This is a genomic window from Methylobacterium oryzisoli, from assembly GCF_046557895.1.
In the GTDB taxonomy this organism is placed as follows: Bacteria; Pseudomonadota; Alphaproteobacteria; order Rhizobiales; family Beijerinckiaceae; genus Methylobacterium; species Methylobacterium oryzisoli.
In genome coordinates this window covers 24124-49701 of sequence record NZ_JBKIBX010000016.1, presented here as the reverse complement: position 1 = coordinate 49701, position 25578 = coordinate 24124, and the positions used below count along the sequence as shown (strand labels likewise).

20 protein-coding genes are annotated in these 25578 nt (G+C 74.1%); 7 read left to right on the top strand and 13 right to left on the bottom strand.

Features of this window, described 5'->3' with window-relative positions; genetic code table 11:
* Window positions 1-20: 20 nt before the first annotated feature.
* Window positions 21-953 (bottom strand): ribokinase, encoded by a 933-nt coding sequence (locus tag ACKUB9_RS17035; protein ID WP_407524655.1) that lies wholly within the window; start codon window positions 951-953, stop codon window positions 21-23.
* A 109-nt stretch (window positions 954-1062) separates the two neighbouring features.
* Between ACKUB9_RS17035 and ACKUB9_RS17030 the strand changes: the two genes are divergently transcribed.
* On the top strand, window positions 1063-1854 hold the full coding sequence (locus tag ACKUB9_RS17030; RefSeq protein ID WP_407524574.1) for a GntR family transcriptional regulator: 792 nt from the start codon (window positions 1063-1065) through the stop codon (window positions 1852-1854).
* 3 nt (window positions 1855-1857) lie between these two features.
* Here ACKUB9_RS17030 and ACKUB9_RS17025 read toward each other — a convergent pair whose 3' ends face one another.
* From ACKUB9_RS17025 to ACKUB9_RS17015, 3 genes are all read right to left on the bottom strand, one after another.
* Window positions 1858-2655: an SGNH/GDSL hydrolase family protein gene (locus tag ACKUB9_RS17025; RefSeq protein WP_407524576.1), complete on the bottom strand. Its 798-nt coding sequence runs from the start codon at window positions 2653-2655 to the stop codon at window positions 1858-1860.
* A 293-nt stretch (window positions 2656-2948) separates the two neighbouring features.
* Entirely contained in the window at window positions 2949-3518 is a 570-nt protein-coding gene (locus ACKUB9_RS17020; RefSeq protein WP_407524578.1) for a DUF4865 family protein, read from the bottom strand.
* Between the two features lie 114 nt (window positions 3519-3632).
* On the bottom strand, window positions 3633-4838 hold the full coding sequence (locus tag ACKUB9_RS17015; RefSeq protein ID WP_407524580.1) for a hypothetical protein: 1206 nt from the start codon (window positions 4836-4838) through the stop codon (window positions 3633-3635).
* A 179-nt stretch (window positions 4839-5017) separates the two neighbouring features.
* Between ACKUB9_RS17015 and ACKUB9_RS17010 the strand changes: the two genes are divergently transcribed.
* A complete protein-coding gene (locus ACKUB9_RS17010) occupies window positions 5018-5227 on the top strand; it encodes a hypothetical protein (RefSeq protein ID WP_407524582.1) in 210 nt (69 codons plus the stop codon).
* Between the two features lie 395 nt (window positions 5228-5622).
* Window positions 5623-6300 carry a response regulator transcription factor gene (locus tag ACKUB9_RS17005; RefSeq protein ID WP_407524584.1) on the top strand — a complete coding sequence of 226 codons (678 nt, stop codon included), beginning with the start codon at window positions 5623-5625 and terminating at the stop codon, window positions 6298-6300.
* Between the two features lie 29 nt (window positions 6301-6329).
* Here the strand turns inward: ACKUB9_RS17005 and ACKUB9_RS17000 are convergent, their stop codons facing one another.
* Genes ACKUB9_RS17000 through fliF form a run of 6 tightly spaced genes read right to left on the bottom strand, consistent with a single transcriptional unit; the run spans window position 6330 to window position 13423 of the window.
* The gene (locus ACKUB9_RS17000) at window positions 6330-6887 is read right to left on the bottom strand and encodes a transglycosylase SLT domain-containing protein (RefSeq protein ID WP_407524586.1); all 558 of its coding nucleotides are present in this window, start codon (window positions 6885-6887) and stop codon (window positions 6330-6332) included.
* Entirely contained in the window at window positions 6838-8511 is a 1674-nt protein-coding gene (fliK, locus tag ACKUB9_RS16995; RefSeq protein ID WP_407524657.1) for a flagellar hook-length control protein FliK, read from the bottom strand. Before fliK ends, ACKUB9_RS17000 begins: the two co-directional genes overlap by 50 nt.
* 2 nt (window positions 8512-8513) lie before the next feature.
* Entirely contained in the window at window positions 8514-9698 is a 1185-nt protein-coding gene (locus tag ACKUB9_RS16990; RefSeq protein ID WP_407524659.1) for a chemotaxis protein MotC, read from the bottom strand.
* A gap of 56 nt (window positions 9699-9754) precedes the next feature.
* A complete protein-coding gene (locus ACKUB9_RS16985) occupies window positions 9755-11038 on the bottom strand; it encodes a MotB family protein (RefSeq protein ID WP_407524588.1) in 1284 nt (427 codons plus the stop codon).
* 1 nt (window position 11039) lies between these two features.
* The gene (locus tag ACKUB9_RS16980; protein ID WP_407524590.1) at window positions 11040-11708 is read right to left on the bottom strand and encodes a hypothetical protein; all 669 of its coding nucleotides are present in this window, start codon (window positions 11706-11708) and stop codon (window positions 11040-11042) included.
* Window positions 11708-13423: a flagellar basal-body MS-ring/collar protein FliF gene (gene fliF, locus ACKUB9_RS16975; RefSeq protein ID WP_407524592.1), complete on the bottom strand. Its 1716-nt coding sequence runs from the start codon at window positions 13421-13423 to the stop codon at window positions 11708-11710. The genes ACKUB9_RS16980 and fliF overlap by 1 nt, the downstream gene beginning before the upstream one ends.
* 243 nt (window positions 13424-13666) lie before the next feature.
* Between fliF and ACKUB9_RS16970 the strand changes: the two genes are divergently transcribed.
* Window positions 13667-14290: a glutathione S-transferase family protein gene (locus ACKUB9_RS16970; protein WP_407524594.1), complete on the top strand. Its 624-nt coding sequence runs from the start codon at window positions 13667-13669 to the stop codon at window positions 14288-14290.
* A gap of 33 nt (window positions 14291-14323) precedes the next feature.
* Here the strand turns inward: ACKUB9_RS16970 and ACKUB9_RS16965 are convergent, their stop codons facing one another.
* The 3 genes from ACKUB9_RS16965 to ACKUB9_RS16955 all read right to left on the bottom strand — a co-directional run bounded on the left by ACKUB9_RS16965 (window position 14324) and on the right by ACKUB9_RS16955 (window position 18408).
* The gene (locus tag ACKUB9_RS16965; RefSeq protein WP_407524596.1) at window positions 14324-15196 is read right to left on the bottom strand and encodes a tetratricopeptide repeat protein; all 873 of its coding nucleotides are present in this window, start codon (window positions 15194-15196) and stop codon (window positions 14324-14326) included.
* Window positions 15183-16916 (bottom strand): dihydroxy-acid dehydratase, encoded by a 1734-nt coding sequence (gene ilvD / locus ACKUB9_RS16960; RefSeq protein WP_407524599.1) that lies wholly within the window; start codon window positions 16914-16916, stop codon window positions 15183-15185. The genes ACKUB9_RS16965 and ilvD overlap by 14 nt, the downstream gene beginning before the upstream one ends.
* A gap of 358 nt (window positions 16917-17274) precedes the next feature.
* Window positions 17275-18408, bottom strand: a complete 1134-nt coding sequence (locus ACKUB9_RS16955) for a zinc-binding metallopeptidase family protein (protein WP_407524601.1) — start codon at window positions 18406-18408, stop codon at window positions 17275-17277.
* Window positions 18409-18668: 260 nt separating this feature from the next.
* Between ACKUB9_RS16955 and ACKUB9_RS16950 the strand changes: the two genes are divergently transcribed.
* From ACKUB9_RS16950 to ACKUB9_RS16940, 3 genes are read left to right on the top strand one after another with little or no spacing between them, the layout of a single operon-like run.
* Window positions 18669-21914 carry a transglutaminase family protein gene (locus tag ACKUB9_RS16950; RefSeq protein WP_407524603.1) on the top strand — a complete coding sequence of 1082 codons (3246 nt, stop codon included), beginning with the start codon at window positions 18669-18671 and terminating at the stop codon, window positions 21912-21914.
* Complete coding sequence (locus tag ACKUB9_RS16945; protein ID WP_407524605.1) at window positions 21911-24436, top strand: circularly permuted type 2 ATP-grasp protein; 2526 nt, start codon at window positions 21911-21913, stop codon at window positions 24434-24436. Before ACKUB9_RS16950 ends, ACKUB9_RS16945 begins: the two co-directional genes overlap by 4 nt.
* Window positions 24433-25401: a transglutaminase family protein gene (locus tag ACKUB9_RS16940; protein WP_407524607.1), complete on the top strand. Its 969-nt coding sequence runs from the start codon at window positions 24433-24435 to the stop codon at window positions 25399-25401. The genes ACKUB9_RS16945 and ACKUB9_RS16940 overlap by 4 nt, the downstream gene beginning before the upstream one ends.
* The last annotated feature ends 177 nt before the right edge of the window (window positions 25402-25578 follow it).

Genomic DNA, 25578 nt, shown 5'->3' with positions numbered 1-25578 from the left:
GGGACGAACGCGCGCCGGTGTCAAGCGGGCTGGCTCGCCAGCATCGCGTCCCGCTCGGCCCGATCGGGCAGCGCGTCGAACACGCCCGCCCGGCGCACCACGCAGGCCCCGCAGGCGGCGGCGTGGCGCAGGCTCTCGGCCAGCGGCAGACCCTCGGCCAGCGAGACGGCGAGACCGGCCGTGAAGGCGTCGCCCGCCCCGATCGTGTCCACGGCCGTCACGGAAAAGGCCGGCTGGGCGAGGAGCGGGCCGTCCGCCGCGCGGGCGAACGCGCCCTCCGCCCCGCGCGTCACCACCACGAGGCGGGGGCCGCGCCGCAGCAGCGCCGCGATGATCGCCTCCGGATCGGCCTCGGGCAGGCCGAGCCCCGCCCGGCAGGCCTCCGCCTCGGGCGCGTTGACGACGAGGATGTCGGTGTCGGCCAGCAGCGCGGGCGGAGGCAGGCGGAAGGGCGAGGGGTTGAGCAGCGTCGCCACTCCGGCGCTGCGCGCGAGGCGGAACCCTTCCGCGATCACCGCGTCGCCGATCTCGAACTGGGCCAGCACGCAGCGCGCCCGCGCGATCCGCTCCGCCGCCCCGCGGACCATCGTGGCGTCGAGCCGCGCGTTCGCGCCCGGATAGACCGCGAGGCAATTTTCGCCCGCGGCGTCGATGAAGCCGATGCCGGCACCGGTGGCGCAGTCGACGCGGCACAGCATCCCGGCCGGCAGATCCGCCCGGCGCAGCGCGGCCTCGGCCAGATCCCCGAACAAGTCCCGGCCCGCCGCGATCAGCCCGTCGACCCGCGCGCCGAGCCGCCGCGCGCCGACCGCGAGGTTCAGTCCTTTGCCACCGGGATCGACGAGGAAAGAATCGGCCTGCAGGGATTCGCCGGCTCGCGGCAGCCGCGCCACCGTGGCAGAACAGGCCACCACGAAGCTTCCCAAGACGAAGAGGTCCGGATTCTCCCCCATGTCGGTCACGGTTCCTTTTCCCCCGGCCGGATCGCGATCCCGCGCATCGGCACGACATCACGCCGGGACGCGGTTGTCATGAGGGAAGCCGTCCGGAACCCGGCCGCCGATGTCTGACGGAATCCAGGGACCCGACCGGGCGCGGGCGGTGCAGACGCCGGGTCTCGCGAGCCTCGTGCGGCTGCGGCAGGACACCGCCAAGCCCCTCTACCTGCAGCTCGAAGAGCAGCTACGGGCGCTGATCGAGGACGGCACGCTGGCAGGCGGCACGACGCTGCCGGCCGAGCGCACCTTCGCGGAGGCGATGGGGGTGAGCCGCACCACGGTGCAGCGCTGCTACGACACCCTGCGCCGCCAGCGCTTCCTGAGCGCCCACGGCCGGCTCGGCTTCGTGGTCGAGGCCGGCCGCACCCGGCTCAGCCCCGGCATGGACCGCCTGAAGGGCTTCACCGAGGAGATGCGGGAGCTCGGCCGGGTGCCCTCGTCCGAGATCGCCGAGCGGGCGGTCGTGCACGACCGGGCCATCGCCTCGGTTTTTGGCCTGCCCTCCACCGTGGCCTTCCTCAAGCTGGTGCGCATCCGCAAGGGCGACGGCATCCCGCTGTCGCGGGAGGTGGCGTGGTACAATCTCGGTGCCGCGCCCGCCCTCGCGGAGGCGGATCTCGGCGGCTCCGTCTACGCGCTGCTCGGCAGCTTCGGGGTGCCGCTGGTGCGCTGCCAGCAGACCATCGAGGCGGCGATGGCGAATGCCGTCGAATGCGCGGTGTTCGGCTTCGAGGAGCCCCTGCCCTGCCTGCTGATCAAGCGCCGCTCCTACGACCGCGAGGACCAGATGATCGAGTACGTGGAAGGGCTCTTCCGCGGCGATGCCTACGCCTACCGGCTCGACCTGCGGGCCTGACGGTCAGCCCTTGCGGGTCGCCTGCAGGCCGGGCAGCGCCGGGCGCTTGGCCCGCGCCACGGCGGCGCCCGCCGGCACCGGCGCGGCGGCCTTGACGATGACGCGGCTGAGCGCCTCGGCGAGGCAATCGTAGCCGCGATCGCCCATGTGGAAGCCGTCCGCCGACAGCATGCCGGCGAGCAGCGCCGGGTCCTGGCGGCCCCATTCCTTCATCAGGGCGTAGCGCGAAAAGACCGGAACCTCGTTCTCCGCCGCCGTCGCCGCCACGAGGCCCACGAACCGCTCGTAGCGGGCGCGGTCGGGGATCGCCGGATAGAATTGCTGATCGACCAGGATGAGGTCGCTGCCCGCCGCGCGCACGAGGGCGATGCCGCGCTCCAGCAGGCCGCGGAACCGGCCCTCGTCGCCGCCCCGGACGGCGTCGTTGGTGCCGACCTGCCAGATCACGAGGCTGGGCTTGGCGGGCTGCGCCAGGGCGGCCTCCAGGCGCAGCAGCGTCTGGTCCGCGGTCTCGCCGCCGATCCCGGCATTGACCACCGCGACCGGCGCCTCGCGCCACGCCTGCGTCAGGTCCTCTTCGAGCTGGCGCGGGTAGGACCGGGCCGGCGAGGAGGCGCCGACGCCCTCCGTGGAGGAGGAGCCGATCGCCAGGACCCGCACCGGGTGATGCTCGGCCAGCTGCGCTCCGGTGGCCGGAAGCGCCACGGCCTCACGCAGCAGGGCCGCGCCGCCGGGTGCGGTGCATTCCGCGCCCGCCAGGGCCGGCCCGCCGAGAAGCGCCAGGACCGCCAGGGCCGCCAAGCATCGCCCGTGGCGATCCGCACGACGGACCGCCCGGCCAAGATCGAACCGGAGCATCATCTTCGATTGTCGCGTGGTGTGGCGTGGAACACTTGGGTGAAGTTCTTGGGTGGGATTCTTGGCCCGGGGGGCAATCATGCGGGTAGCATGACGATCCCTGGCATTCCAGCGGAAATTCTCGTGAAGCCGGTGCAGTCCGCAAGATCTTCCGGGGTGGTCGCTGCGTCCGGTACGCCGTTCGTCGGATGCTGGTCTCGGCGGTGATGCTTCCGTAAGCTTGAGCGATGGTTGCCTCAGCCAGGCAGGGCCGTCCAGCCGGGCCGGGCGAGGTGCAGGACCGTGAAGACCCGGCCGGGTGATTCGGCGGCCGTCTCGGTCGCAAGGGTGAGCCGCATCATGCGCCAGCCGGCGGGATCGAGGGCGGACACGCGGGCGAGGATGCCCGGTTCGGCCATCGCGGCCTCGTTCCGCGCCGCCTCCGCCCGGCGCAGGGCGGCGAGGTCGGTGGCGGGATCGACGGCCAGGTCCTCGTGCCGGAGCATCGCGGCGTCCGCGGCCTCGCCACGGACCCGCGCGTCGAGGGGCAGCAGGGTGTCCACGCGGGGGCGCCCGAACGTGGCGGTCACGGCCCCGAAGCGCTCATCCGTCAGCATGGCGAGGGCGGCCTGCGGATCGAGCCAGAGGTAGAACGACGCGTAGACGGTGTCCTGGGCGCCGCCGGGCCCCCGCTCGCGGGCGGCGAAGGCCTTGAAGCCCAGGCCCGGCGTGGCGTCCCACGAAGGCCCGCGCGTGCGGGCGCGCTCGTGGATGCGGCCCATGTCATAATCGGCCGGAAGCCGGTGGCGGTAGTGCATGACCAGCATGACGCTCTCTCCCGCATCGAGGATGCGGCGCAGCCTTGCTCCGGTCCGGTGATTAAAGGAAGATATTGCAGGATATAGCTATCATAATGCGTCGTGATGGTTGCCGCACCCGGCCTACCCGGCCCGCCCGTCCGCCAAGACCGGCGGTCCACTCTCCTGCGCGACAGGCTTCGCCGCGCGGGCGGCGCCCCTCCGCACGGGGCGGCGCCAGATCATCCGGCCGATCGCCGTGCCGAGGCGGCGGCAGAAGAGGGCGGCGGCCAGGAACCACGCGAGGCCGAGCCAGAGGCCCTGCGCGAGCGCCAGCAGGCCCGAGCCGAGCACCAGGGCGCCGCGGCCGAGCAGCGCCAGCACCGCGCGCGTGCGCCCGCCGAAGCCCTGCGCGAGCCGGCCCGTCCGGCGCAGGTCGTCGGCGGTCTCGGCGACGGCGAGCGCCTGCAGGGTGCCGCGCGCGCCGAGCCGCGCCTGAACGCCGGCCGCCTCCGTCCCGAGTTCGCCGAGCGTGCGGACGGCCCCCGGCCGCAGCGCCCCGCGCAGGGTCTGCCGGGCCGCCGCGAGGTCGAGCCGGCCGGCCGCCGCGAGCGCGGCCTTGGCGGCGTCGCCATCCACGAGGCCGCGGGTGCTGCGCGCCAGCGTCGCCCCCAGGGCCTTGGACAGCCGCCCGGTGCGGGTCGCGACCTTCAGGGCGGCGGCCCCCGCATGGGCCGGGACGCTGGCCCCCGCCCCCGTGCCGAACGAGGCCACGGTGACCCCCGTGAGGGCGAGTCCCACCGCCGAGAGGCCGAGCAGCACCTCGTCGTAGGGCTCGCGCCGCAGGAGCTTGCCGCCCTCGGTCCAGAGGTCGCGCAGGTCGCCGTAACCCGTCAGGTCCCCGGCGACCGCGCCCGCGATTCCCGGCAGCCCCTCGCCCCGGCCGGTGGCGAAGCCGCGGGCCGCATCCGCGAAACCCCGCGCGGTGGCGCCCTCCTCCAGGGCGGCGAGCGCCGCCCGACGCTCCGGCGACACCGGCACGCCCTGGGCCTCGGCCAGTGCCACGAGACTGCGCCCGAGTTCGGCGTCCTTGGCGGCCAGGGCCGCGTCGATCTCCGCCCCGAGGCGCGCCTCGGTCGCGGCGGCGGGCAGCCGCAAAGCCGCGAGGGCGGCGGGATCATCCGCCGCCTGCCGCAGCCGCCACGCCTGCCACGCCCCGGGCAGCACCGCCGGGGCAGCCGCAGCGAGGCCAACCGCGAGACCCGCAAGCAGCAGGCCCGCCACCGCCCGGCGGCGCAGGGACGGCCGGGAGGCCCCGGATTGGTCGCTCGGTGTCGGCAGGGTGGTCATGGCGACAAGTCGTGCGGCGAAAGGTCGTTCGGCGAAGGGGAGTCGTGCGGCATCCGGCATGAGATGGGGACGCTCAGGTGCGGCCGCACGCCTGTCGCCGGCCCGCCGCGGCGGAGCGGGCGCGGGCCGGCCGCCCTCTCTTTACGGCAGATTAACCATGGGCGGGCCGGAATGGCTCCATGCCGCACGACGCCCCCTCCCCCGCCCCGACCTACGATCCGCTCGCGGACGCCCAGGCGCTCCACGCCCGTATCGAGGCGTTGCGGCACGTCATGCGCCTGCAGATCCGCGCGCTCGACGGCATCGAGCGCCGCCTCACGCCTCGGCAGCCCGAGGCCCGCGTGGGGGCGGCCCGCCTGCGGGACCTGCGCGCGCGCGGGATGCTGTAGGGCGCTCGCCGTCGCGGCGATTGCCGATTCGAGGCCAACCACCGACCCATCGCGCATGTCGCCCCGATCCACACCCGGGACAGCCGCCACAGCCGGAGCGGCCCTCGCTCGGCCGGGCGCCGGGGCAGCGGCAGGTCCGGTCGGGCATCGCCCTGGGCGAACCCGAGTGTGGCAAGTTCGTCCTCGTGTTGCATTCCCGCCATTGACCGAATCGGTCCGCATCGACAGAGTCGTGAACAACCAGTTGCGATCATCACGCACAGCAACACGATCCCCGACAGGCAGCACCACACCGACGTCCCGGCCCGCGCGGCAGGGGCGTGATGCGATGCGGCCGGCGGGGACCGGCACGATCAAGAATGCCCGCGCAGACGGCATCTTGGGGGTCCATCGGAATGTACATCTTCGTCGACGACAGGCCGACGGTGACGAACGGCTACGCGGCGGGATTCGAGCGCGAGGGCGTGTCCTCGCTCGGCCTCGTGGCGGATGAATTCCGGACGTGGTTCAAGGCGGCCTCGCCCGGCGACCTCGACGCCGTCCAGGGATTCCTGCTGGGCGATTTCGAGGACCGCATCGGCTGCGCGGGCCTGATCCGCCGCCACTCGCGGGCGCCGATCATCGCCCTCTCGGAGGTGCGCTCGCTCGAAGCGACGCTGCAGCTCCTCACCGCCGGCATCGACGACGTGCTGGGCAAGCCCGTCCACGTGCGGGAGATCCTGGCGCGCTCGGAGGCGATCTGGCGCCGGGTGAACGGCGAGGCCGGCGCGGCCCCCGCCAGGGGGGCGGAGCGCCTCAAGGTCCATTTCGACGGGCGCGACCCGGAGGTCGACGGCGAGACGCTGCCGCTCCCCCGCCGCGAGCGCCACATCCTCGAATACCTCGTGCGCAACCGCGGGCGGCGCATGACCAAGGCCCAGATCTTCAACGCGATCTACGGCGTCTACAGCAACGACGTCGAGGAGAGCGTCGTCGAGGGGCACGTCAGCAAGCTGCGCAAGAAGCTGCGCGGCCGGCTGGGCTACGACCCGATCGAGGCCAAGCGCTACATCGGCTACACCTTCGTCGGCTGACGGCGCGCCCGATCTCCGTCGCCAAGCTCTCACTGACAGAAGGTCTTGGCCCCCGGCGTCCAGGCGCCGAAGCCGGTCGCCACCATGTTGGTGATCACCCGGCAGACGTACTGCTTCTGGGCCGGGTTGTTGTTGGGGCCGGCGTGGTAGCGGGCCACCGCGAGCGTCCAGGTCCCCTCCCGGGTCTTCAGCTCCTTGAGGAACTGCGTCGCGTACTCGACGTTCGCGGCCGGGTCGACCATGCGCTCCAGCGAGGCGAACTTCGCCCCGTGATAATGGTGGTTGATCTGCATGCAGCCGAGGTCGATCAGCCGCTTGCCGCTGCGCCGCGCCTCCTCGAAGCGCGCCCGCACATCCGCGATGCTGCTGCCGAAATAGGCCTTGCCCTCGATGTTCATGGCGAAGGGCTGCAGCGAGCCGCGCTTGCCGCTCTCGGTGAGCCCCACCGCGTAGAGCATCCCGAGCGGCACGCCGTGCTTGGCGGCCGCCCGCGACATCTCCCGCTCGCAGACATTCGCCGCCGCGGATCCCGCGAGGCTAGAGGTAAACGCCGCTGCGGCGAGGAGCGAGAAGAGGTGCCGGGTCATCGGACGTGTCTCGTGAGGAGGGCGCTCCCGCGCCCGCTTGGACCGGCGGGTCGCGCCGCGCCGGATGGTCGGCGCCGGTCCCGCCCTGGGAGGGCGCATCCGCGAAGCCCGGGGCGGTCCGGGGGCCGGCCTCCGCCCGCGGCTCGGCCTGGATGGTCAGGATCTCCGGGCGGTAGCCCGAGCCGCGCAGGAGGTCGGCGAGCACGCCCGCATCCTTGCGCAGCAGCTCCGCGGTCTCGGTCCGGCTCGCGCCGAGGTTCATCTCCAGGTCGCCGTCGCGCAGGCGCATGCGCACCGTGACCGCGCCGAGATCGGCGGGGTGCAGCTGCAGAGTCAGGATCCGCAGCGGCCCGGCGCCCGGGACGAGCCCGGTGGGCGGCATCTGCGCGGCGATCGAGCGGACGAGGCCCTGGAGGGTTGCGGCGGGCAGGGTCGGCTCGGCGGGACGCGCTGTCCCGGCCGGGGCCGAACCGGCCGGCGCCGCCTCGGGCGGCGGAGGGGCTGCGGGCGGGTTCGCCTCCGCGGACGCCTCGCGGCCATGCGCCGACATGCGCTCGGCCGTGGCGGCGGCCTGCGGCCCGGCCGCGGCGGCGCTCGAGGCGGGCGAGGATGCCCCGTTGCGCCCCTCGTGCGGCCCCGGCGCGGCGGCGGGCTCGACCGGCGGCGCGAGCCCGGTCCCCTCGGGCGGGAGGGGGAGCGAGGCCGGCGGAGAAGCGGCGGCCTGAGGCGCGGCCGAGGGGCCGGTCGCCGCAGGGGACCTTGCCCGGTTCTGTCCCTCACGCGGTCCGGCGGCTGCGGGCGGCTGGAGCGCCGCGGATGCGGCGAGCGACTGCGCGGCGACGACGGCCGCACGGTCCGGCTGCGCGGCGGCGCTTGCGGAGGGCGGCGCATCGCCGGGGCGGGTGGGCGCGGACGGCTCCGACGCAGGCCCGGTCGCCGGGCCGCCCGGCGTCGCCCCAGCGGCGCCCGGCGCGGCAGGCGGTCCGGCCGGTCGGGCGGAGCTCGCGGGGTCAGGTCCGGGGCCGGCCTCGGCCGCGATGCCCGCTATCCCCGGAAGAGGCGGTGAGCCGTGCGGGGCCGGCCCGGCCGGATCCGGAAAATCGGGACGCGGCGCAGCGCTCCGGCCCTCGGCGAGACCCGGCGCACCCGGCAGCCCCTCCGGAGCCGTGGGCGGCGCGCCCGGACCGGCCGGCATGACCGGCGCGAAATGGGTCTCGCGGGCGAGGACGGTGATGCGCGGCACGAGGCCGGCCGGCCCGGCCTCCACCCGGATCGCCGCCGGGCCCGTGCCGTCCGTGCCGGACCGCGGCGCGTCGGCTGCGGTGGCCGGTCCGGACGAGGGCGGCGGCCCGGCGAGGCCGGCGCTCGCGGCAAGCAGCGCCGCGAGTGCCGCGGAAGCCTCGCCGCCGGGCGGGACGACCGGAACGGGTGTCTGACCGGCAGCGCGGTCGGCGGGCGTCTCCGGAGCCGGCGGCGTCCCTGCCTGCCCGGGCGCCGGACGCTCCCGCTCGCGCCCGGCGAACGCGTCGAGGACCGCCCCGAAGGCGTCCGAATCGTCCGGCGCGGGGCGCCCGGCCTGGGCCTCGGCGCTGCGCGGCGCCACCGGCGGCAAGGAATCGAGCATGCTCACCGTCGGGCTTCCTGCATCATCGCGTCGATCCGCCCGATCGCCTCCTGGGCGCGGGCGATGGCGGGGGCGGGCGGAAGCGCCCGCTTGGCGTCCGGGGGCGGCTCGGGCGGCGCGGCGGGCGCGGGCGGAAGGTCGCCGCGGATCTGCCGGGCGGTCGCGAGCGCCGCGTCGAGGAGCGCGGCATCCGTCCCCGGCAGGGCGGCCCGGTCGGCGCCGCGCAGGGCGGCGAGCGCCCCCTCGAAGCGCTCGGGCGCGACGATGCCCGCGGCGGCCCGGTAGAGCCTCGCCTGGGCGGCTTCCACCGAGCCGCCCGGGGCCAGGGCCTCGGCCTGATCGGCCGCGAAGATCGCCGCTCCGGTCCGGCCCTGGTCCAGGGCCGCCCGGGCCACCAGCAGGTAGAGGTCGCGGCGGCCCTCGGGCTCGATCTCCTTGAGCATCGCGTCGAGCCGCGCGAACCGCCCGCGGTCGTTGCCGAATTCGAGCCGCGTGAGCGCCGCCGCGAAGCGCTGGCGGAAGTTGCCCGCGTAGACCGAGTGGCGGAACCGGCGCAGGTACTGGATCGACAGGGCCTCGAAGCGCGCGATGTCACCCAGCTGCGCCAGCACGAAGACCTCGCGGCGCAGCGCCCCCTCCTCCACCAGCGTCCCGGGCGCGATCAGCCGCGCGAGGTCGAGCAGGCGCACCGCCAGCACCGGATCGTCCCGCACCGCGAGCGTCGCCTGGACCAGGGCGAGCTGCCCGCCGAGGCTCGGCGGCACCCCTTGCGCGTCGATCTTCGCCAGGAGCCGCCGCGCTTCGGCCTCCTGCCCGCCGAGATAGGCCAGCGCGCCCTGCACGAGCGGCGCCTCCGCCTCGGGGACCCTGCCCGACTCGGAAACGCGGCGCAGCAGCGCCGGCCCGCCGCCCGCGAGCGCGAAGGCCACCGCCGCCTGCACGTTCGCGGACTCGCCCCAGGTCTCGGGGTCGAGCGCCGCGAGCCGTCCCTCGATGTGCCCGAGGAGCGGGCGCTGCGCGAGGTGCGCCTGGGTGCCGCCCCGGGCGATCCGGTCCTGCAGCAGCTGCAGGGTGCGCAGCAGCTCCACCGGCAGGCCGCGCTTGGCCACCGGCAGCGGCTCGACGGGCGCCGCGGGTTCGGGGGCCTTCGACTCGGCGGCGAGCGCCGGCCCGGCGAGCCCGATCAGGCTCGCGAGCACCAGCCCGGGCGCGAGATGCGCCCCGTACCGCGATCGGCGCCCCCTCACTCCGGCCGCCCCCGCAGCAGGATCTCGATGCGCCGGTTCTCGGCCGCCTTCGGGTCGGCCGCGTTGTGCGGCTGCCGGTCGGCATGGCCCTCGATCCGCTCGATGCGCGCCTCGTCGACGCCGCCGCGGACCAGCATGTACGAGGCCATCTGCGCCCGCGCCGAGGACAGGCGCCAGTTGTCGTAGGTCTCGGAGCGGAACGGGCGGCCGTCGGTATGGCCGCGGATCACGATGCGGCCGGGCTTGGCGCTCAGGATCTTGGCGATCCGCTCCAGCGCCTTGACGACCTTCGCCTGCGGCTCCGCCGAGCCGACGCCGAACATGCTGAAGTTCAGCTCGTCGGTGATGCTGATGAGCACGCCTTCGCCGGTGCGCCGCACCTCCACCTTCGGGGCGGGGGCGGCGGTCGCGAGGGGCTGCACCGCCCGGGCGATCTCGGCCTTCAGCTCGGCCGCGGCGGCCGTCTCGGCGGCCTCGGCGGCCGAGGCCGCATCCTTCGGCGCCTCCGCCTTGGCAGGCTCAGGTTTGGCGAGTTCGGTCCTGGCCAACTCGGCCTTGGCCGGCAGCCCGGCGAGCTTCGGCGTCTCGGCCTTCATCCCGGCTTGAGCGGCGGCCTCCTTGGCCGCCTCCTTGGCGGGCTTCGTCTCCCGGGCGACGGGCGCCCGCGCGTCGATGCGGCTCTCGCGCGGGAGCGGCGTCACGGTGTTGGCCGCGCCGGGAGTGTCCGAGCGGGGCTTGGGCAGGGGCGCGACCTGCCAGTAGAGCGGGTCGAAGGGATCGCGCGCCGCCTCGCCGCCGCTGAGGCCGGGCTCGCCGATCTCGGTGCGCAGATCGTCCGGGGTCGCCGCCTCGCCCGGGCGCTCGGGCTCCGCCTCGGCAGCGAGCCGCGCCAGCACCGCGTAGGGGTCTTGGAACAGGGCGGCCTCGCGGGCGCGGCTGGCCGAGCCCGGGGCGCCAGGCGCCGCCTCGCCCTTGCCCGTGCCCTTGCCCTCCGGGAGCTTCGATGCGGGACGGGACTCCTCGGTGGGCTCGGACGCCTGCGGGTCGCGCAGGCCCTTCCGGGTCGGGCTCATCTCGGCGAGCTTGAGCGGGTTGAAGTAGGTGGCGACGGCGGTCTTGGTCTCCTTGCTGGTGGCGTTGATCAGCCACATCACCAGGAACAGCGCCATCATGGCGGTCATGAAGTCGGCGAGTGCGATCTTCCAGGCGCCGCCGTGGTGGCCGTCCTCGTCGCCGCCGTGACGGCGCACGATGATGATCTCGTGGGGCTGGTCGGCCATCTCAGGCGCCCTCGACGGCGGCGAGCAGGCTCCGGCCCCAGGCCGCGAGCTGCGTCTCGATCACGGTCTCGTCCGCGGTCACCCGCACCTCCGGCGCTTCGTCCGGCGAGAAGACGATCCCCTCCGCGAGCGGGCCGAGGGCGCGCGCGAGCGCGGCGAGCAGGTCCTGCGGGCCGCTCGCGCGGATCGCCGGCTTGACGCGGTCGGCGGTCAGCCGCACCAGCGCCGCCTTGAGGTCGTCCACCGCCTGGGCGCGCAGCCGCTCGTCCAGAACGGGCAGCAGTACCCGCGCGGCGCGGTCGGTGAGGCGCTCCTCCAGCCCGCGCATCGCGGCGGCGAGGCCCTCGGCCAGGATGACGGCCTCGTCCCGGGTCCAGGCGTCGCGCGCGAGGCGCAGGCGCTCGTCGGCGGCGGCCTCGGCCTGCGCGAGCGCCGCCTCCAGCGCGGCGGCGGTCTCGGCGGCCGCCTCGGCCCGGCCGAGCAGGCGCCCGCGCTCCTCGGCCTCGCGCAGCAGCGCCCCGCGATCCTCCGGGGCCGGCGCGGGAGCGGGCGGCGGCGGCTCGGCGGAGCGTCGGGCCGAGCGCAGCAGCACCGCCAGGGGCTCGGCGGCCGGGGCGGCCGGCGCTTCGGCGGAGAAGTCCGGCAGGTGCCGGGCGAAGACCGGAGCCATCAGGCCGGCTCCTCACGCATGAGCCAGCGCTTGAGGATCGTGGCCGCCTGCTCCTCGTCGAACTCGATCATCTGCTCCAGCTTCTTCTGCGGCGAGCGGTTCATCCGGTCGGTGAGGTCGTCGATCAGGCTCGCCATCACCGGGGTGGCGACCGCCGGGGTGCCGGGCGCGCCGGCGGCGAGCAGGCCGGCCGCGGCCGTGGCCGCCGCCCCGGCCGCGCCGGCCGGTCCCTCGAGGGCGGGCACGCCCTCCGCGCCGGCCGTGAGCGCCACGGCCGGGGCGGCGAGCTGCGCCGTCTCCTCCTGCTCGGGCCCGGGCACGTCGAGGATCGCCCGCAGGGCCGGCCGCAGGCCGAACCAGATCAGGAGCCCGGCCACCACTAGGATGGTGGCGGCGTTGATAAGCGTCGCGGACTGGCGCATCAGCACCTCGCTGAGGCTCAGCGGCGGCACCGGCTCCAGCGGCTGGCCGTCGTTGACGAAGCCCACCGCCGCCACCTTGACGTGGTCGCCCCGCTCCTTGCTGAAGCCGGCCGCCGAGCCGACGAGCTGCTCGATCTCGGCGATCTGCGCCTCGATGCCCCCCTTCGCGTCCGGCCCGGCCAGGGCGGCGAGCCGCGAGCGGTTGACCAGCACCGCCACCGAGATGTGCCGGATGCCGTAGCCGTCGCTGACGGTCTGGACGGTCTTGGAGGAGATCTCGTAGTTCGTCAGGTCCTCGCGCTTCTGCGATTCGCTGCTCGACGTGTCGTTGCCGTCCGAGCGGGTGCGCTGGTCGGGCAGGTTCTGCTGTGTGCTCGTCGGGCGCTGGGAGGCGCGGTTCTGCGCGTTCTCGTTCTCGCGCACCGCCCGCACCGAGCGCTCAACCCTTTGATCGGGGTTGAAGATCGTCTCGTTGGTGCTGGTCTTGTCGGTGTTGAGCCGGGCCGCGACGCTGATCTCGAAGTTGCCGATGCCGAGATAGGGGGTGAGGGTCCGGCGGATGTTGTCCTGGATCTCGCGGTTCACGAGCTTTTCCAGGCCCGCCATCTTGCCGGTGGGGGCGTTGGCGCCGTCGTCCCCCGACAGGAGCAGGGTCCCGTCGGTGCCGATCACGGTGACGCGCTCGGGCTTCATGCCGGGGATCGCCGAGGCGACGAGGTGGCGGATCGCCTGCGCGCCGCTCGCGTCGTCGGCGGGTTCGGTGCGCACCACCACGGAGGCCGAGGGCGGCTGCTGCTCGCGCCGGAAGGACCCGCGGTCGGGCAGCACGATGTGGACGCGCGCGGCCCGCACGCCCTTCATGGTCTGGATGGTGCGGGCGATCTCGCCCTCCAGCGCCCGCACCCGCGTCACCTCCTGCATGAAGGAGGTGAGGCCCAGCGAACCGAGGTCGTTGAACAGCTCGTAGCCCGACTTCGAGCTCTGCGGCAGGCCCTTCTCGGCCAGCAGCATGCGCGCCTGGGCGGTGTGCCCGTAGGCGACCAGCACCGCCGTGCCGTCCGAGCTGACATCGAAGGGGACGTTGGCGTCCTTGAGCACCGCGCCGATGCGGCCGATGTCCTCGCGGTTGAGGCCCGTGTAGAGCGTCTCCTGCGCGGGCCGGCTGAGATAGTAGGCCCCGAGCCCCACCGCCAGGAACACGGTCAGGCCGATGACCCCCAGGGCCGCGAGGCGGCGGGTGCCCAGCTCGACGATGTTGCTCCAGAGTCTCTCGGCGTGCTCGCGACCGGACATCGGGGAAGCGCTCTCCACGACTGGCGACGGGGATCCGTCCGGGCGCCATGTTGCCGGTGAGCCTTGCGCGGAGATTGCGGGGACGGCGCGCGCTGACGCCGCGGCGTGCCGGAGCGCTCCGCGCCGATCGGGACGCCGGTTCGGCGCACGAGCGGGCGAAGAACGAGAGAACCGGGGCTGCCTTCGGTTGCGTGGCGATCAGATGCAGCCCTAAGCAGGCGGCCTCACAGGGGAGAACCGTCCATGAAGCTCTACGGCAGCAGCCTGTCGCCCTTCGTCCGCAAGGTCCTGGTCGCGCTCGCCGAGAAGGCGGTGCCGTTCGATCACGTGCCGCTGCGCTTCCACGATCCCGACCGCGAGTTCCAGGCGGCGAGCCCGCTCGGCAAGATCCCGGCCCTGCGCGACGGGGATTTCCGCCTCGCCGATTCCTCGGCGATCGTGCACTACCTCGAGCGCAAGCATCCCGCGCCAGCCCTGCTCCCGGCCGAGCCGCGCCAGGCCGGGCGCGTGATCTGGTTCGACAAGTTCGCCGACACCGAGCTGATGGGTCCGCTGCTGCGCCCCTTCGTGCACCGGATCGTGCGCCCGCGCGTCCTCAACCTGCCCGGCGACGAGGCGGTGGTGCAGAAGGCGCTCACAGAGGATCTGCCGCCGCTGTTCACCTACTTGGAGGCGCAGATCGCCGGCCCCCATCTCGTCGGCGAGGCGTTCAGCCTCGCGGACATCGCAGTGGCGACCGGGTTCGTGAACCTGCGCATCGCCAAGGAGGCGGTGGATTCCGCGCGCTGGCCCAAGCTCGCCGGCTGGGTCGACAGCACGCTGGAGCGCCCCTCCTTCAAGGCGGCGGTCGCCGCCCCGAAGGGCTGATCCGGTGTCCGGATCAGCTGTTAGGCCCGGGCCTCAGCGCGCCCGGGCGCTGCGGCGGTAGAACCCGTCCACCTGGGCCTGGGCCTCGGCGCGGTCGCGCTCGGTCGCGGCGGCGAGCGCCTGCTCCTGCAGGCTCACGATCCACTGGTCCTTCGGCACCTCCGCGGCGTCGCGCGCGAGCGTCAGCCACGCGAGGCCCCGCGCCCGCTGGGTCGGCACGCCCTGGCCGTTGATCAGCATCTGGCCGAGCAGCGCCTGCGCCGCCGGATGCCCCTTCTCGGCCGCGAGGTTGAACCAGCGCGCCGCCTGCCGGACGTCCTGCGACACGCCCGTCCCGTCGAGGTAGAGTCGGGCGAGGTTGTACTGCGCGTTCGGGTCCCCGTAGTACGAGGCCGCGTAGTTGAACATCTCGTAGGCGCGCTCGACGTTCGGGCGCACGTAGGAGCCCTTGATCCCGTCGAGGAAGTAGCGGCCGAGCGCCGTGAAGGCGCTTGCCACCACGGTGGCGTTGGCGGAATCGGGACCGTCATCGGCGTTCTCGTCGGCGATCTTCGAGAAGAACTCGAAGGCCTTGAGGTCGTCGTGCGGAACCCCGTCGCCCTCCGCGTACATGCGGCCGAGCTTCCACAGCGCGAGGGCGTGGCCCTGGCCCGCCGCGTATTCGAGGGCGCGGGCGGCGCCCTCCTTGTCGCCCGCATTGTAGTCGCGCACGCCCGAGCGCACCGCCTCGCGGGCGTTGCGGTAGCCGCTCGCCGGCACCGGCGTGCGCACGGCCGCATCGAGCGCCGCGGCGGGGCTGCCCGCCGGGAGCACCGCGCCCAGGAGCGCCCCCCCGACGAGGAGCGCGCCCGCGAGGCGCCGGAGGCCCGCCCGGGAGGGCGAGAGGCCGTCCCTAGATGTCCGCATAGGCGAGCGTCTCCTGGGCACCGCCCGGGTGGGTCACGGCGCCCGTCACGGCCGGGCCGACGGTCTGCGCGTATTTCCAGAGATAGCCGGAGGTCGCCTCGTTGCCCCGCGGCGCCCAGGCCTTGCGGCGCTCGGCGAGCTCCTCGTCCGAGAGGTCGACCGACAGGGTGCCCTGGATGGCATCCAGCCGGATGATGTCGCCGTCCTTGAGGAGCCCGATCGGGCCGCCCACCGCCGCCTCGGGGCCGACATGGCCGACGCAGAAGCCGCGTGTGGCGCCCGAGAAGCGCCCGTCGGTGATGAGGGCGACCTTGTCGCCCATGCCCTGGCCGTAGAGGGCCGCCGTCGTCGCCAGCATCTCGCGCATGCCGGGACCGCCCTTCGGGCCCTCGTAGCGGATGACCAGGACGTCGCCCTCCTTGTACTGGCGCTGCGTCACCGCCTCGAAGCAGGCCTCCTCGTTGTCGAAGACGCGGGCCGGGCCGGCGAAGACTTGGCGTTCGGCGGGCATGCCGGCGACCTTCACGATCGCGCCCTCGGGGGCGAGGTTGCCCTTGAGCCCGACGACGCCGCCGGTCGGGGTGATCGGGGCGTTGGCCTGCCGCACCACGTCCTGTTCGTCGTTCCAGGCCACCTTCGTGAGGTTCTCGGCGATGGTGCGGCCGGTCACGGTCAGGCAGTCGCCGTGCAGGAAGCCGTGGTCGAGCAGCGTCTTCATCAGGAGCGGGATGCCGCCGACCTCGAACAGGTCCTTGGCGACATAGCGCCCGCCGGGCTTGAGGTCGGCGATGTAGGGCGTGCGCCGGAAGATCTCGGCCACGTCGAACAGGTCGAAGCTGATCCCGGCCTCGTGGGCGATCGCCGGCAGGTGCAAAGCCGCGTTGGTCGAGCCGCCCGAGGCCGCCACCACGGTGGCGGCGTTCTCCAGCGCCCGGCGAGTGACGATGTCGCGCGGCCGGATTTTTTTGGCCAGCAGGTCCATCACCATCTCGCCGGCCGCGGCGCAGAACTTGTCGCGGATCTCGTAGGGCGCGGGCGCGCCGGCCGAGTAGGGCAGCGCGAGACCGATCGCCTCCGAGACCGTCGCCATGGTGTTGGCCGTGAACTGCGCCCCGCAGGCGCCGGCCGACGGGCAGGCGACCTGCTCCAGCTCGTCGAGGTCGTCGTCGCTCATGGCGCCGACCGAGTGCTTGCCCACCGCCTCGAACAGGTCCTGCACGGTGACGGGCTTGCCGCGGAAGGTGCCGGGCAGGATCGAGCCGCCGTAGATGAAGATCGACGGCACGTTGAGGCGCACCATCGCCATCATCATGCCGGGCAGGGACTTGTCGCAGCCGGCGAGCCCCACGAGCGCGTCGTAGGCGTGGCCGCGCATGGTCAGTTCGACCGAATCGGCGATCACCTCGCGGGAGGGCAGCGAGGCGCGCATGCCGCGGTGGCCCATGGCAATGCCGTCCGTCACCGTGATGGTGCAGAACTCGCGCGGTGTGCCGGCCGCGGCGGCGACGCCCTTCTTCACCGCCTGCGCCTGGCGCATCAGCGAGATGTTGCAGGGAGCCGCCTCGTTCCAGCACGAGGCGACGCCCACCAGCGGCTGGTGGATCTGCTCGCGCGTCAGGCCCATCGCGTACAGATACGAGCGGTGCGGCGCCCGGGCGGGGCCCTCCGTCACGTGGCGGCTGGGCAGCTTCGACTTGTCGATGGTGTGACGCGCGTCCATGGCCTGTCCCGTACTCACTCTCGGCGGATCGGTCGGTTCGTCCGACTTCAAGGTGATCCTCGCGCCGTGCGCCCTTTTGGAGGCCGAACGACGACGCTGAACGACACCTCTTGAGGATAACCCGCCAGCACCGCCCGCGGTCCCCCGTGTGCCCGGGTTCATCGCGGTAAATCGTTGTCGGGACAGTCGTTTAACGTGGCCGTTGAAGTGCTGCCGGTTTATGGCGGGATCGGGGCGGCACAGGGGGCGGTTCGGGGCAAAGCTGGGATGGTTTCAGGGTGTTGCGACCCCGCCACAGCTAAGCTTGCCGGCCGGGCGCCGCGAGGCCCTCCGGACGTGGCGTAGCAGGGCTTCGGAGTCAGCCGTGATGCGGGGCGGCGACGGGCGTGCGCAGCCCGGCGATCACCGCCTTCAGGGTCGCCGTCGCGGCGTCCCGCGCGTCGCTGCCCGCGTGGATGCGCTCGTGCACGAAGGCCAGCTTGCCGATCACCGTGGGGGTCAGGCGGAACGGGTAGAGGTCGGCCTGCCCCATGCTGCGGTTGAGCGAGTTCATCGCGAAGGTCAGCGGCAGCCACGCCTCGATCAGGCGCCCGAGGTCGGGGGCATGGTGGGGATCGAAGTCCATCGTGGCGGCGAGATCGAGGGCCTGCGGGCGCACCCGCAGGCCGAAGCTGCTGGCGGTCTCCAGGGTGTCGACGATGTGCAGGTAATGCGCCCAGGTCTCGGCGAAATCCTCCCACGGGTGGGAGGCGGCGTAGGCCGAGACGAAATGCTCCTGCCAGCCCTCCGGCGGTCCCTCGGCGTAGTGGCGGGCGAGCGCCTGTCCGTAATCGGCGCGCTCGTCGCCGAAGATCGCGCGGAAGACCGCGAGGCTCGGGTCGTGGCGCACCAGCACGTTCCAGTAATAGTGGCCGATCTCGTGCCGGAAATGGCCGAGCAGCGTGCGGTACGGCTCGCCGAACTGGGTGCGCCGGCGTTCGCGCTCGACGTCGTCGGCCTCCGCGATGTTGAGGGTGATGAGGCCGTGGTGATGCCCGGTCAGGACCGCCGGCCCCCAGGCCTGCGCCTCCGCCGGATCGACCAGGAAATCGAAGGACAGACCCTCGGGGTCGTCGCGGCGCAGGGCGAGCGGCAGCCCCATCCGCAGCAGCGAGTAGAACAGGCGGCGCTTGGCCGTCTCGATCTGGCGCCAGCGCGTGAGGTTCCAGGGCACCGACAGGTCCGGCACCGTGCGGTTGTGGCGGCAGGCGACGCAGTAGCTCTCGGGCGAATCGGCCGCGACCAGCCAGTTGCAGGCCTCGAAGCCCGCGTTGGCGCAGAAGCGGTAGCGCCGCTCCGGCGCGCCGAACGCCGCCCAGGCGCCCTCCGCCTCCGTCAGCGCCGCGATGGACCCGGCCTGCGGGTCGTAGCCGACTCGCCGCCCGCAGCTCTCGCAGCGCGCGTGCTCGAAGTGGAGCGGCTGGCTGCAGGCTTGGCACTGGAAGATCTTCATCGCTCGATTCGCCGCCGAGACGCCGCTGTGGAGCGGTTCCTTGCCGAACGCCGCACGGCCGGCCCTGCTCCACAAGGGGCGAGCCCTGCCGGAGTTCCGCACGGCACGGGACTTGCCTCAAACATGGGCAGATTTCAGTTGCTCGGGGCCGTCCTGCCGCAGCGCGGCTGACGGGCCGGCCCGGGCCGTGTACAAACCGCCGTCGGAGCGTTGTCGACGATCCGGCGGGGCAGAGCCGCAGCGAGACTTCCGGAGAGACCGTGTCGATCAAGGCCGCCCTGCACCACGTCACCTCCTACACCTACGACAGGCCGATCTCCCTCGGCCCGCAGGTCGTGCGCCTGCGCCCGGCGCCGCACACGCGCACCCGGATCCTGAGCTACTCGCTCAAGGTCACGCCGGGGAACCACTTCGTGAACTGGCAGCAGGACCCGAGCGGCAACTGGCTGGCGCGGTTCGTCTTTCCCGAGAAGACCACCCAGTTCCGCATCGAGGTCGACATCACGGCCGACATGGCGGTGATCAACCCGTTCGACTTCTTCGTGGAGGAGTACGCCCAGACGCTGCCCTTCGGCTATCCGCCGGAGCTGCAGGAGGAACTCGCCCCCTACCTCGTGCCGAGCGAGGGCGGCGCGCGCCTCGACGCGCTCATGGAGCGCCTGCCGGCCGAGACGAACACGGTGTTGTTCCTCGTCGCGCTCAACCAGCTGGTGCGCGACAGCGTGGCCTACGTGGTGCGCATGGAGCCGGGCGTGCAGACGCCCGACGAGACCCTGGAGAACGCCAGCGGCTCCTGCCGCGATTCCGCGTGGCTCCTCGTGCAGGTGCTGCGCCGCCTCAAGCTCGCGGCCCGGTTCGTCTCCGGCTACCTGATCCAGCTCGTGCCCGACACCACGGCGGTGGACGGCCCGGCCGGCACCGCGAAGGACTTCACCGACCTGCACGCCTGGGCCGAGGTCTACGTGCCGGGCGCGGGCTGGATCGGCCTCGACGCCACCTCGGGGCTCCTCTGCGGCGAGGGTCACATCCCGCTTGCCGCCACGCCGCATTACCGCTCGGCCGCGCCGATCTCCGGCCTCGCCGACCCCGCCGAGGTCGATTTCGGCTTCGCCATGCACGTCTCGCGCGTGGCCGAGGCGCCGCGGGTGACCAAACCCTTCTCGGACGAGGCCTGGGGCGCGATGGACGCGCTCGGCGACCGCATCGACCGCGACCTCGCCGCCCAGGACGTGCGCCTGACCATGGGCGGCGAGCCGACCTTCGTGTCGGTTGACGATTTCGAATCGCCCGAGTGGAACACCGCCGCGGTCGGGCCGACGAAGCGCGGCCTCGCCGACCAGCTGATCCGGCGCCTGCGCGCGCGCTTCGGGGAAGGCGGCCTGCTGCATTACGGGCAGGGCAAGTGGTATCCGGGCGAGAGCCTGCCGCGCTGGGCCTTCGCGCTCTACTGGCGCAAGGACGGGCAGCCGATCTGGCGCGACGCCGCCCTGATCGCCCGCGAGGCCGGGCCGCGCGAGGTCACGATCGGCCAAGCCGAGGCGCTGGCCCGGGGGCTGGCCCGGCGCCTTCACCTCGACGGCTTCGTGCAGCCCGCCTACGAGGACCGGGAGTACTGGGAGCGCAAGGAGGCGGAGCTTCCCGTCAACGTCACGCCCCAGCAGTCGAAGGTCGGCGACGCCGAGTCCCAGGCGCGCATGGCCCGGGTCTTCGACCGCGGCCTCGGCACGCCGGTCTGCTACGTGCTGCCGCTCGCCAACCTCGCGGTGGGATCGGAGCGCCACTGGGTCTCGGAGGCCTGGGAGACGCGGCGCGGGGCGCTCCACCTCGCGCCCGGCGATTCCCCCGCGGGCTTCCGCCTGCCGCTCGGCGCCCTGCCCCACGTCCCGCCGGAATCCTACCCCTACTACGTCCCGCAGGACCCGTTGGAGGAGCGCCCGCCGCTCTCGGAGGCGGGCCCGCAGCGCATTGCGCGGCGCCCGAGCGGCGTCGCCGTGCGCACCGCGCTCACGGTCGAGCCGCGCGAGGGCGCCCTCTGCGTGTTCATGCCGCCGCTGGAGCGCGCGGACGAGTACGTGCAGCTCCTCGCCCTGCTGGAAGACACCGCCGCCGAAGTCGGCACCCCGATCCACGTCGAGGGCTACGAGCCGCCCTACGATCCGCGCCTCGGGGTCATCAAGGTCACGCCCGACCCGGGCGTGATCGAGGTCAACGTCCACCCGGCCCGGTCCTGGCGCGAGGCGGTGGAGATCACCACGGGCCTCTACCAGGACGCCCGCGAGACGCGGCTCGGCGCCCAGAAATTCATGATCGACGGGCGCCACACCGGCACGGGCGGCGGCAACCACGTGGTGATGGGCGGCGCCAGCGCGACCGATTCGCCCTTCCTGCGCCGGCCCGACCTGCTCAAGAGCCTCGTGCTCTACTGGCAGCGCCACCCCGCGCTGTCCTACCTGTTCGCGGGCCTCTACATCGGCCCGACCAGTCAGGCGCCGCGCATGGACGAGGCGCGCCACGACGGGCTCTACGAGCTGGAGATCGCGCTCGCGCAGGTGCCCGCGCCCGGCGGGCCCGAGGTGCCGCTCTGGTTGGTCGACCGGCTCTTCCGCAACGTCCTCGTCGACGTCACGGGCAACACCCACCGGTCCGAGATCTGCATCGACAAGCTCTACTCGCCGGACGGGCCGACCGGACGCCTCGGGCTGCTCGAATTCCGCTCCTTCGAGATGCCCCCCGATCCGCGCATGAGCCTCGCCCAGCAACTGCTCCTGCGCGCCATCGTCGCGTGGCTGTGGCGCGAGCCGCAGGAGGGCGGGTTCGTGCGCTGGGGAACGGCGCTCCACGACCGCTTCATGCTGCCCCACTACCTCTGGCAGGATTTTCTGGACGTCCTCGATGACCTGCGCGGGGCGGGCTACGCCTTCGATCCGGCGTGGTACGAGGCGCAGGCCGAGTTCCGCTTCCCGCGCTACGGCTCCGTCGCGCACGGGGGCGTGACGCTCGAACTGCGTCAAGCGCTCGAACCCTGGCACGTCCTGGGTGAAGAGGGCGGCTCGGGCGGCACCGTGCGCTACGTCGATTCCTCGGTCGAGCGCCTGCAGGTGCGCGTCGAGGGCCTCGTGCCGAGCCGGCACGTGGTCACCTGCAACGGCCGGCGCCTGCCGCTCACCGAGACCGGCCGCTCCGGCGAGGCGGTGGCTGGCCTGCGCTTCAAGGCGTGGCAGCCGGCCTCCGCCCTGCACCCCACGATTCCGGTGCACTCGCCGCTCACCTTCGACATCGTCGATACCTGGAGCGGGCGGGCGATCGGCGGCTGCACCTACCACGTCGCCCATCCGGGCGGGCGCAACTACGAGACCTTCCCGGTCAACACCTACGAGGCCGAGGGGCGCCGCCTCGCCCGGTTCCAAGAGCACGGCCACACCCCGGGCCGCGTGACGCTGGCGCCGGAGGAGCCGCGGCGGGAATTTCCCCTCACCCTCGACCTGCGGACGCCGACGCCGCGATGAGCGCCGCCGCGCCGCTCGCCCTGCGGGAGACCGGCGAGGCGTCGGGCGACGCGACCCGGCAGGAGCGGCGCGCGCGCTGGTGCGCGGCCTATCGGCCGCTGCCCGGCGTGCCGGACGAGATGGTCGGCCCGGACGGCGCGGTCCGCCCGGCCTGGGACCGATTTCTGGACCGGCTCGCGGACCTCGCCGAGGACGAGGTGTCGGCCCGCTTCGCGGCGGCCGAGCGCCACATCCACAATTCCGGCATGGCCTACCGCGTCTACGGCGAGGCCGCCGAGCGCGACTGGCCGCTCGGCGTGCTGCCGCTCCTGATCGAGGGCCGCGAGTGGGCCGAGATCGCCGCGGGCGTGGCGCAGCGCGCGAGCCTGCTGGAGACCGTGCTCGCCGACCTCTACGGCGAGGCCCACCTCGTCGCCGCCGGCCTGATCCCGGCCGCCGCGGTGGCGGCGAGCCCGGAATTCCTGCGCCCCCTGCACGGGGTGCGCCAGCCCGGCGGCGGGCGCCAGCTCCACCTCTACGCCGCCGACCTGTCGCGCGGGCCGGACGGGCGCTGGCGGGTGCTCGCCGACCGCACCCAGGCCCCCTCCGGCACCGGCTACGCGCTGGAGAACCGGATGGTGCTGGCCCGCGCCCTGCCGGAGGTGCACGGGGCGCTGGCGGTGCGCCCGCTCGCCCCGTTCTTCCAGGCCTTCCGGAACGGGCTCGCGGCGGCGGCCGAGCGGGCGGAGCCGCGCATCGCGCTGCTCACCTCCGGCCCCTACGGCGACACCTACGTCGAGCAGGCGGTGCTCGCCCGCTACCTCGGCTTCGCGCTGGTCGAGGGCGACGACCTCGCGGTGCAGGACGGCCGGCTCTTCATCCGCACGGTGGCCGGGCTGAAGCGCGCCGACGTACTGTGGCGGCGCGTCGACGGCGACTTCGTCGACCCGCTCTCCCTCAACCCGGCCTCGCGGCTCGGCGTGCCGGGCCTCGTCGAGGCGCTGAAGGCCGGCGCCTGCGTGATGGGCAACATGCCGGGCGCGGGCCTCGTCGAGGGCGGCTGGCTCGCCTCCTGCCTGCCGGCTCTGGCCGAGCACCTGTTCGGCGAGCCCCTGCGGCTGCCCGGCCTCGCCACGTGGTGGTGCGGCGACCCCGCCCAGCGCGCCGCGGTGCTGGCGCAGGCCGACACGCTGACGCTGCGCCCCGCGAGCGCGCCCGCTCAGGGGGCCTTCACCACCCGCGCCTTCGGGAGGCGGGACCCGGAGGAGACCGCGCGCCTCCTCGCCATCCTGCACGACCGGCCGGGCGACCTCGTGGCCCAGGAGCCGGTGCAGCTCTCCACCGCCCCGGCCTGGGACGGGCCGGGGCTGGTGCCGCGCCCCTTCGTGCTGCGGGTCTTCGCCGCCGCCACGCCGGGCGGCTGGGCGGTGATGCCGGGGGGCTTCTGCCGGGTCTCCGAGCAGCCGGACGTGCAGCCCGTGGCGATGGGCACGGGCGTGCGGGCCGCCGACGTCTGGGTGCTGGCCGACGCGCCGTCCGATCCGGCCACCGCCCCGCTGCCGCGCCTGGAGCAGGCGCCGGTGCGCCGCGTCTCGGGCCTGCTGCCGAGCCGGGCCGCCGACAGCCTCTTCTGGCTCGGGCGCTACCTGGAGCGCGCCGAGGCGATGGTGCGCCTCACGGTCTGCCTGCTCAGCGGTGCCGGGACGGTGCCGCTCTCGGAGGCGGATGCGGGCACGGGCCGGCGCCTGCGCGGCCTCCTGCACGATTGGGGGGCGGTGCCGACGGTGGCGGGGCCCGCCGCCGCGCTCGCCGCGCACGCCCTCTCGGGCCGCGAGGCCTGGGGCTCGGCGCGCACGCACGTGCTCGCGGCGCGGCGCAACGCCGCCTCGCTGCGCGAGCGCCTCTCGGTCGAGATGTGGCGGTGCCTGAGCGCGCTCCTCGACGTGCTCGACCGGCCCGAGGCCGCCGGCTCGGAGGCCGAGTGGCTGGACCGGGCCGAGCGGGCGCTCGAACTCGGCGCCGCCCTCTCGGGCCTCGCCCAGGAAAACATGAACCGGGCCGGCGGCTGGCCCTTCGTCGACATCGGCCGGCGCCTCGAACGGGCGATCAACACCTGCCGCTTCGCCGGCACCTTCGCGGCGCAGGACGCCACCGCGGACGATCTCGGCCTGCTGCTGCATCTCGCCGATTCGCGCATCTCCTACGGGGCGCGCTACCTGCTCGGCGTCGCGCTCGCCCCCGTGCGCGACATGGTGCTGCTCGATCCCTACAACCCGCGCTCGGTGGCGTTCCAGGTCGAGCGCCTCGCCGAGCACCTCGCGGGCCTGCCGGCCCTGCGCCAGGACGGGCTGCCCGAGCCCCAGACCCGGCTGGTGCGCAGCCTCGCGGGCGAGATCGCCGGCACCGAGGCCGCCGCGCTCGGACCGGACGTGGCGACCGCCTGGGAGGAGCGCCTGTGGGCGATCGCCGAGGCGGTGGAGACCCGCTACTTTCCCGGCGGCTCGGAGGCCGCCCGGCCCGAGCGACTGGTGGTTCTCGCGTGATCTACCGGCTGCGCCACGTCACCGCCTACGCCTACCGCAACCCGGTGACCCAGGCCCGCTGCCTCCTGCGGCTCACCCCCGCCGAGGGCGACGGGCAGCGGGTGCTCTCTCACCGGATCGCCATCGACCCGGCCCCGCACCGGCGCGAGACCGGCCGCGACTTCTTCGGCAACGCCACCCTGTCCCTCGCCGTGGAGGCGCCCCACCACGCCTTCCGCATCGAGGCGCTCTCGCGCGTCGAGGTGGAGCGCAGGCAGCTGCCGGACCTCGCCTCGGGCCTGTCCTGGGAGGCGGTGCGCGAGCGGGCGCTCGCCTTTCCGAGCCTCGGCCCGGACGCGCCGGTGCACTTCACCAACCCCAGCCGGCGCGTGCCGGTGGTGCCGGAGGTGACCGACTACGCGCGGGCGAGTTTTTCGCCGGGCGGGGGCGCCTATGCGGGGGCGGTCGACCTGATGCGGCGCATCCGGGCCGATTTCGCCTTCGACGCCACCGCCACTGACGTGGCGACCCCGCTCGCCGACGCCTTTGCCCACCGGCGCGGCGTCTGCCAGGATTTCGCGCACATCATGATCGCGGGCCTGCGCGGGCTCGGCCTGCCGGCGGCCTATGTCAGCGGCTACCTGCGCACGAAGCCCCCGCCCGGCATGGCGCGCCTCTTGGGCGCGGATGCGAGCCACGCCTGGGTCTCGGTGTGGTGCGGCGACGGCTGGCACGGCCTCGACCCCACCAACGCCGTCGGCGTTGAGGACGACCACGTGGTGGTGGCCCGCGGGCGCGACTACGCCGACGTCGCCCCCGTGGCGGGCATCATCGCCGGGTCGGGCGCGCAGACGCTGCAGGTGGCGGTGGACGTGGTGCCGGAGGACGAGGAGGCTGCGGCTAGCGCGGGGAACCCCTCTCCCGTGCGGGAGAGGGGCAGGGGATCGGAGATCCCGTGTGAGGGTCCCGGGAGGGAGCCGCAGTGAAGCGGAAAGCGCGGTGAGGGGATCGGAAGAGTTCAGGTTCGGCAACCAGCCTCAGTGCTGGTAGCGGCAGCGTCCCGCCTACTTGCTGCCCCCTCCCGGGACCCTCACGCGGGATCTTCGATCCCCTACCCCTCTCCCGCACGGGCTTGCGGATTCACACGTCGGGTCGTGCACGTT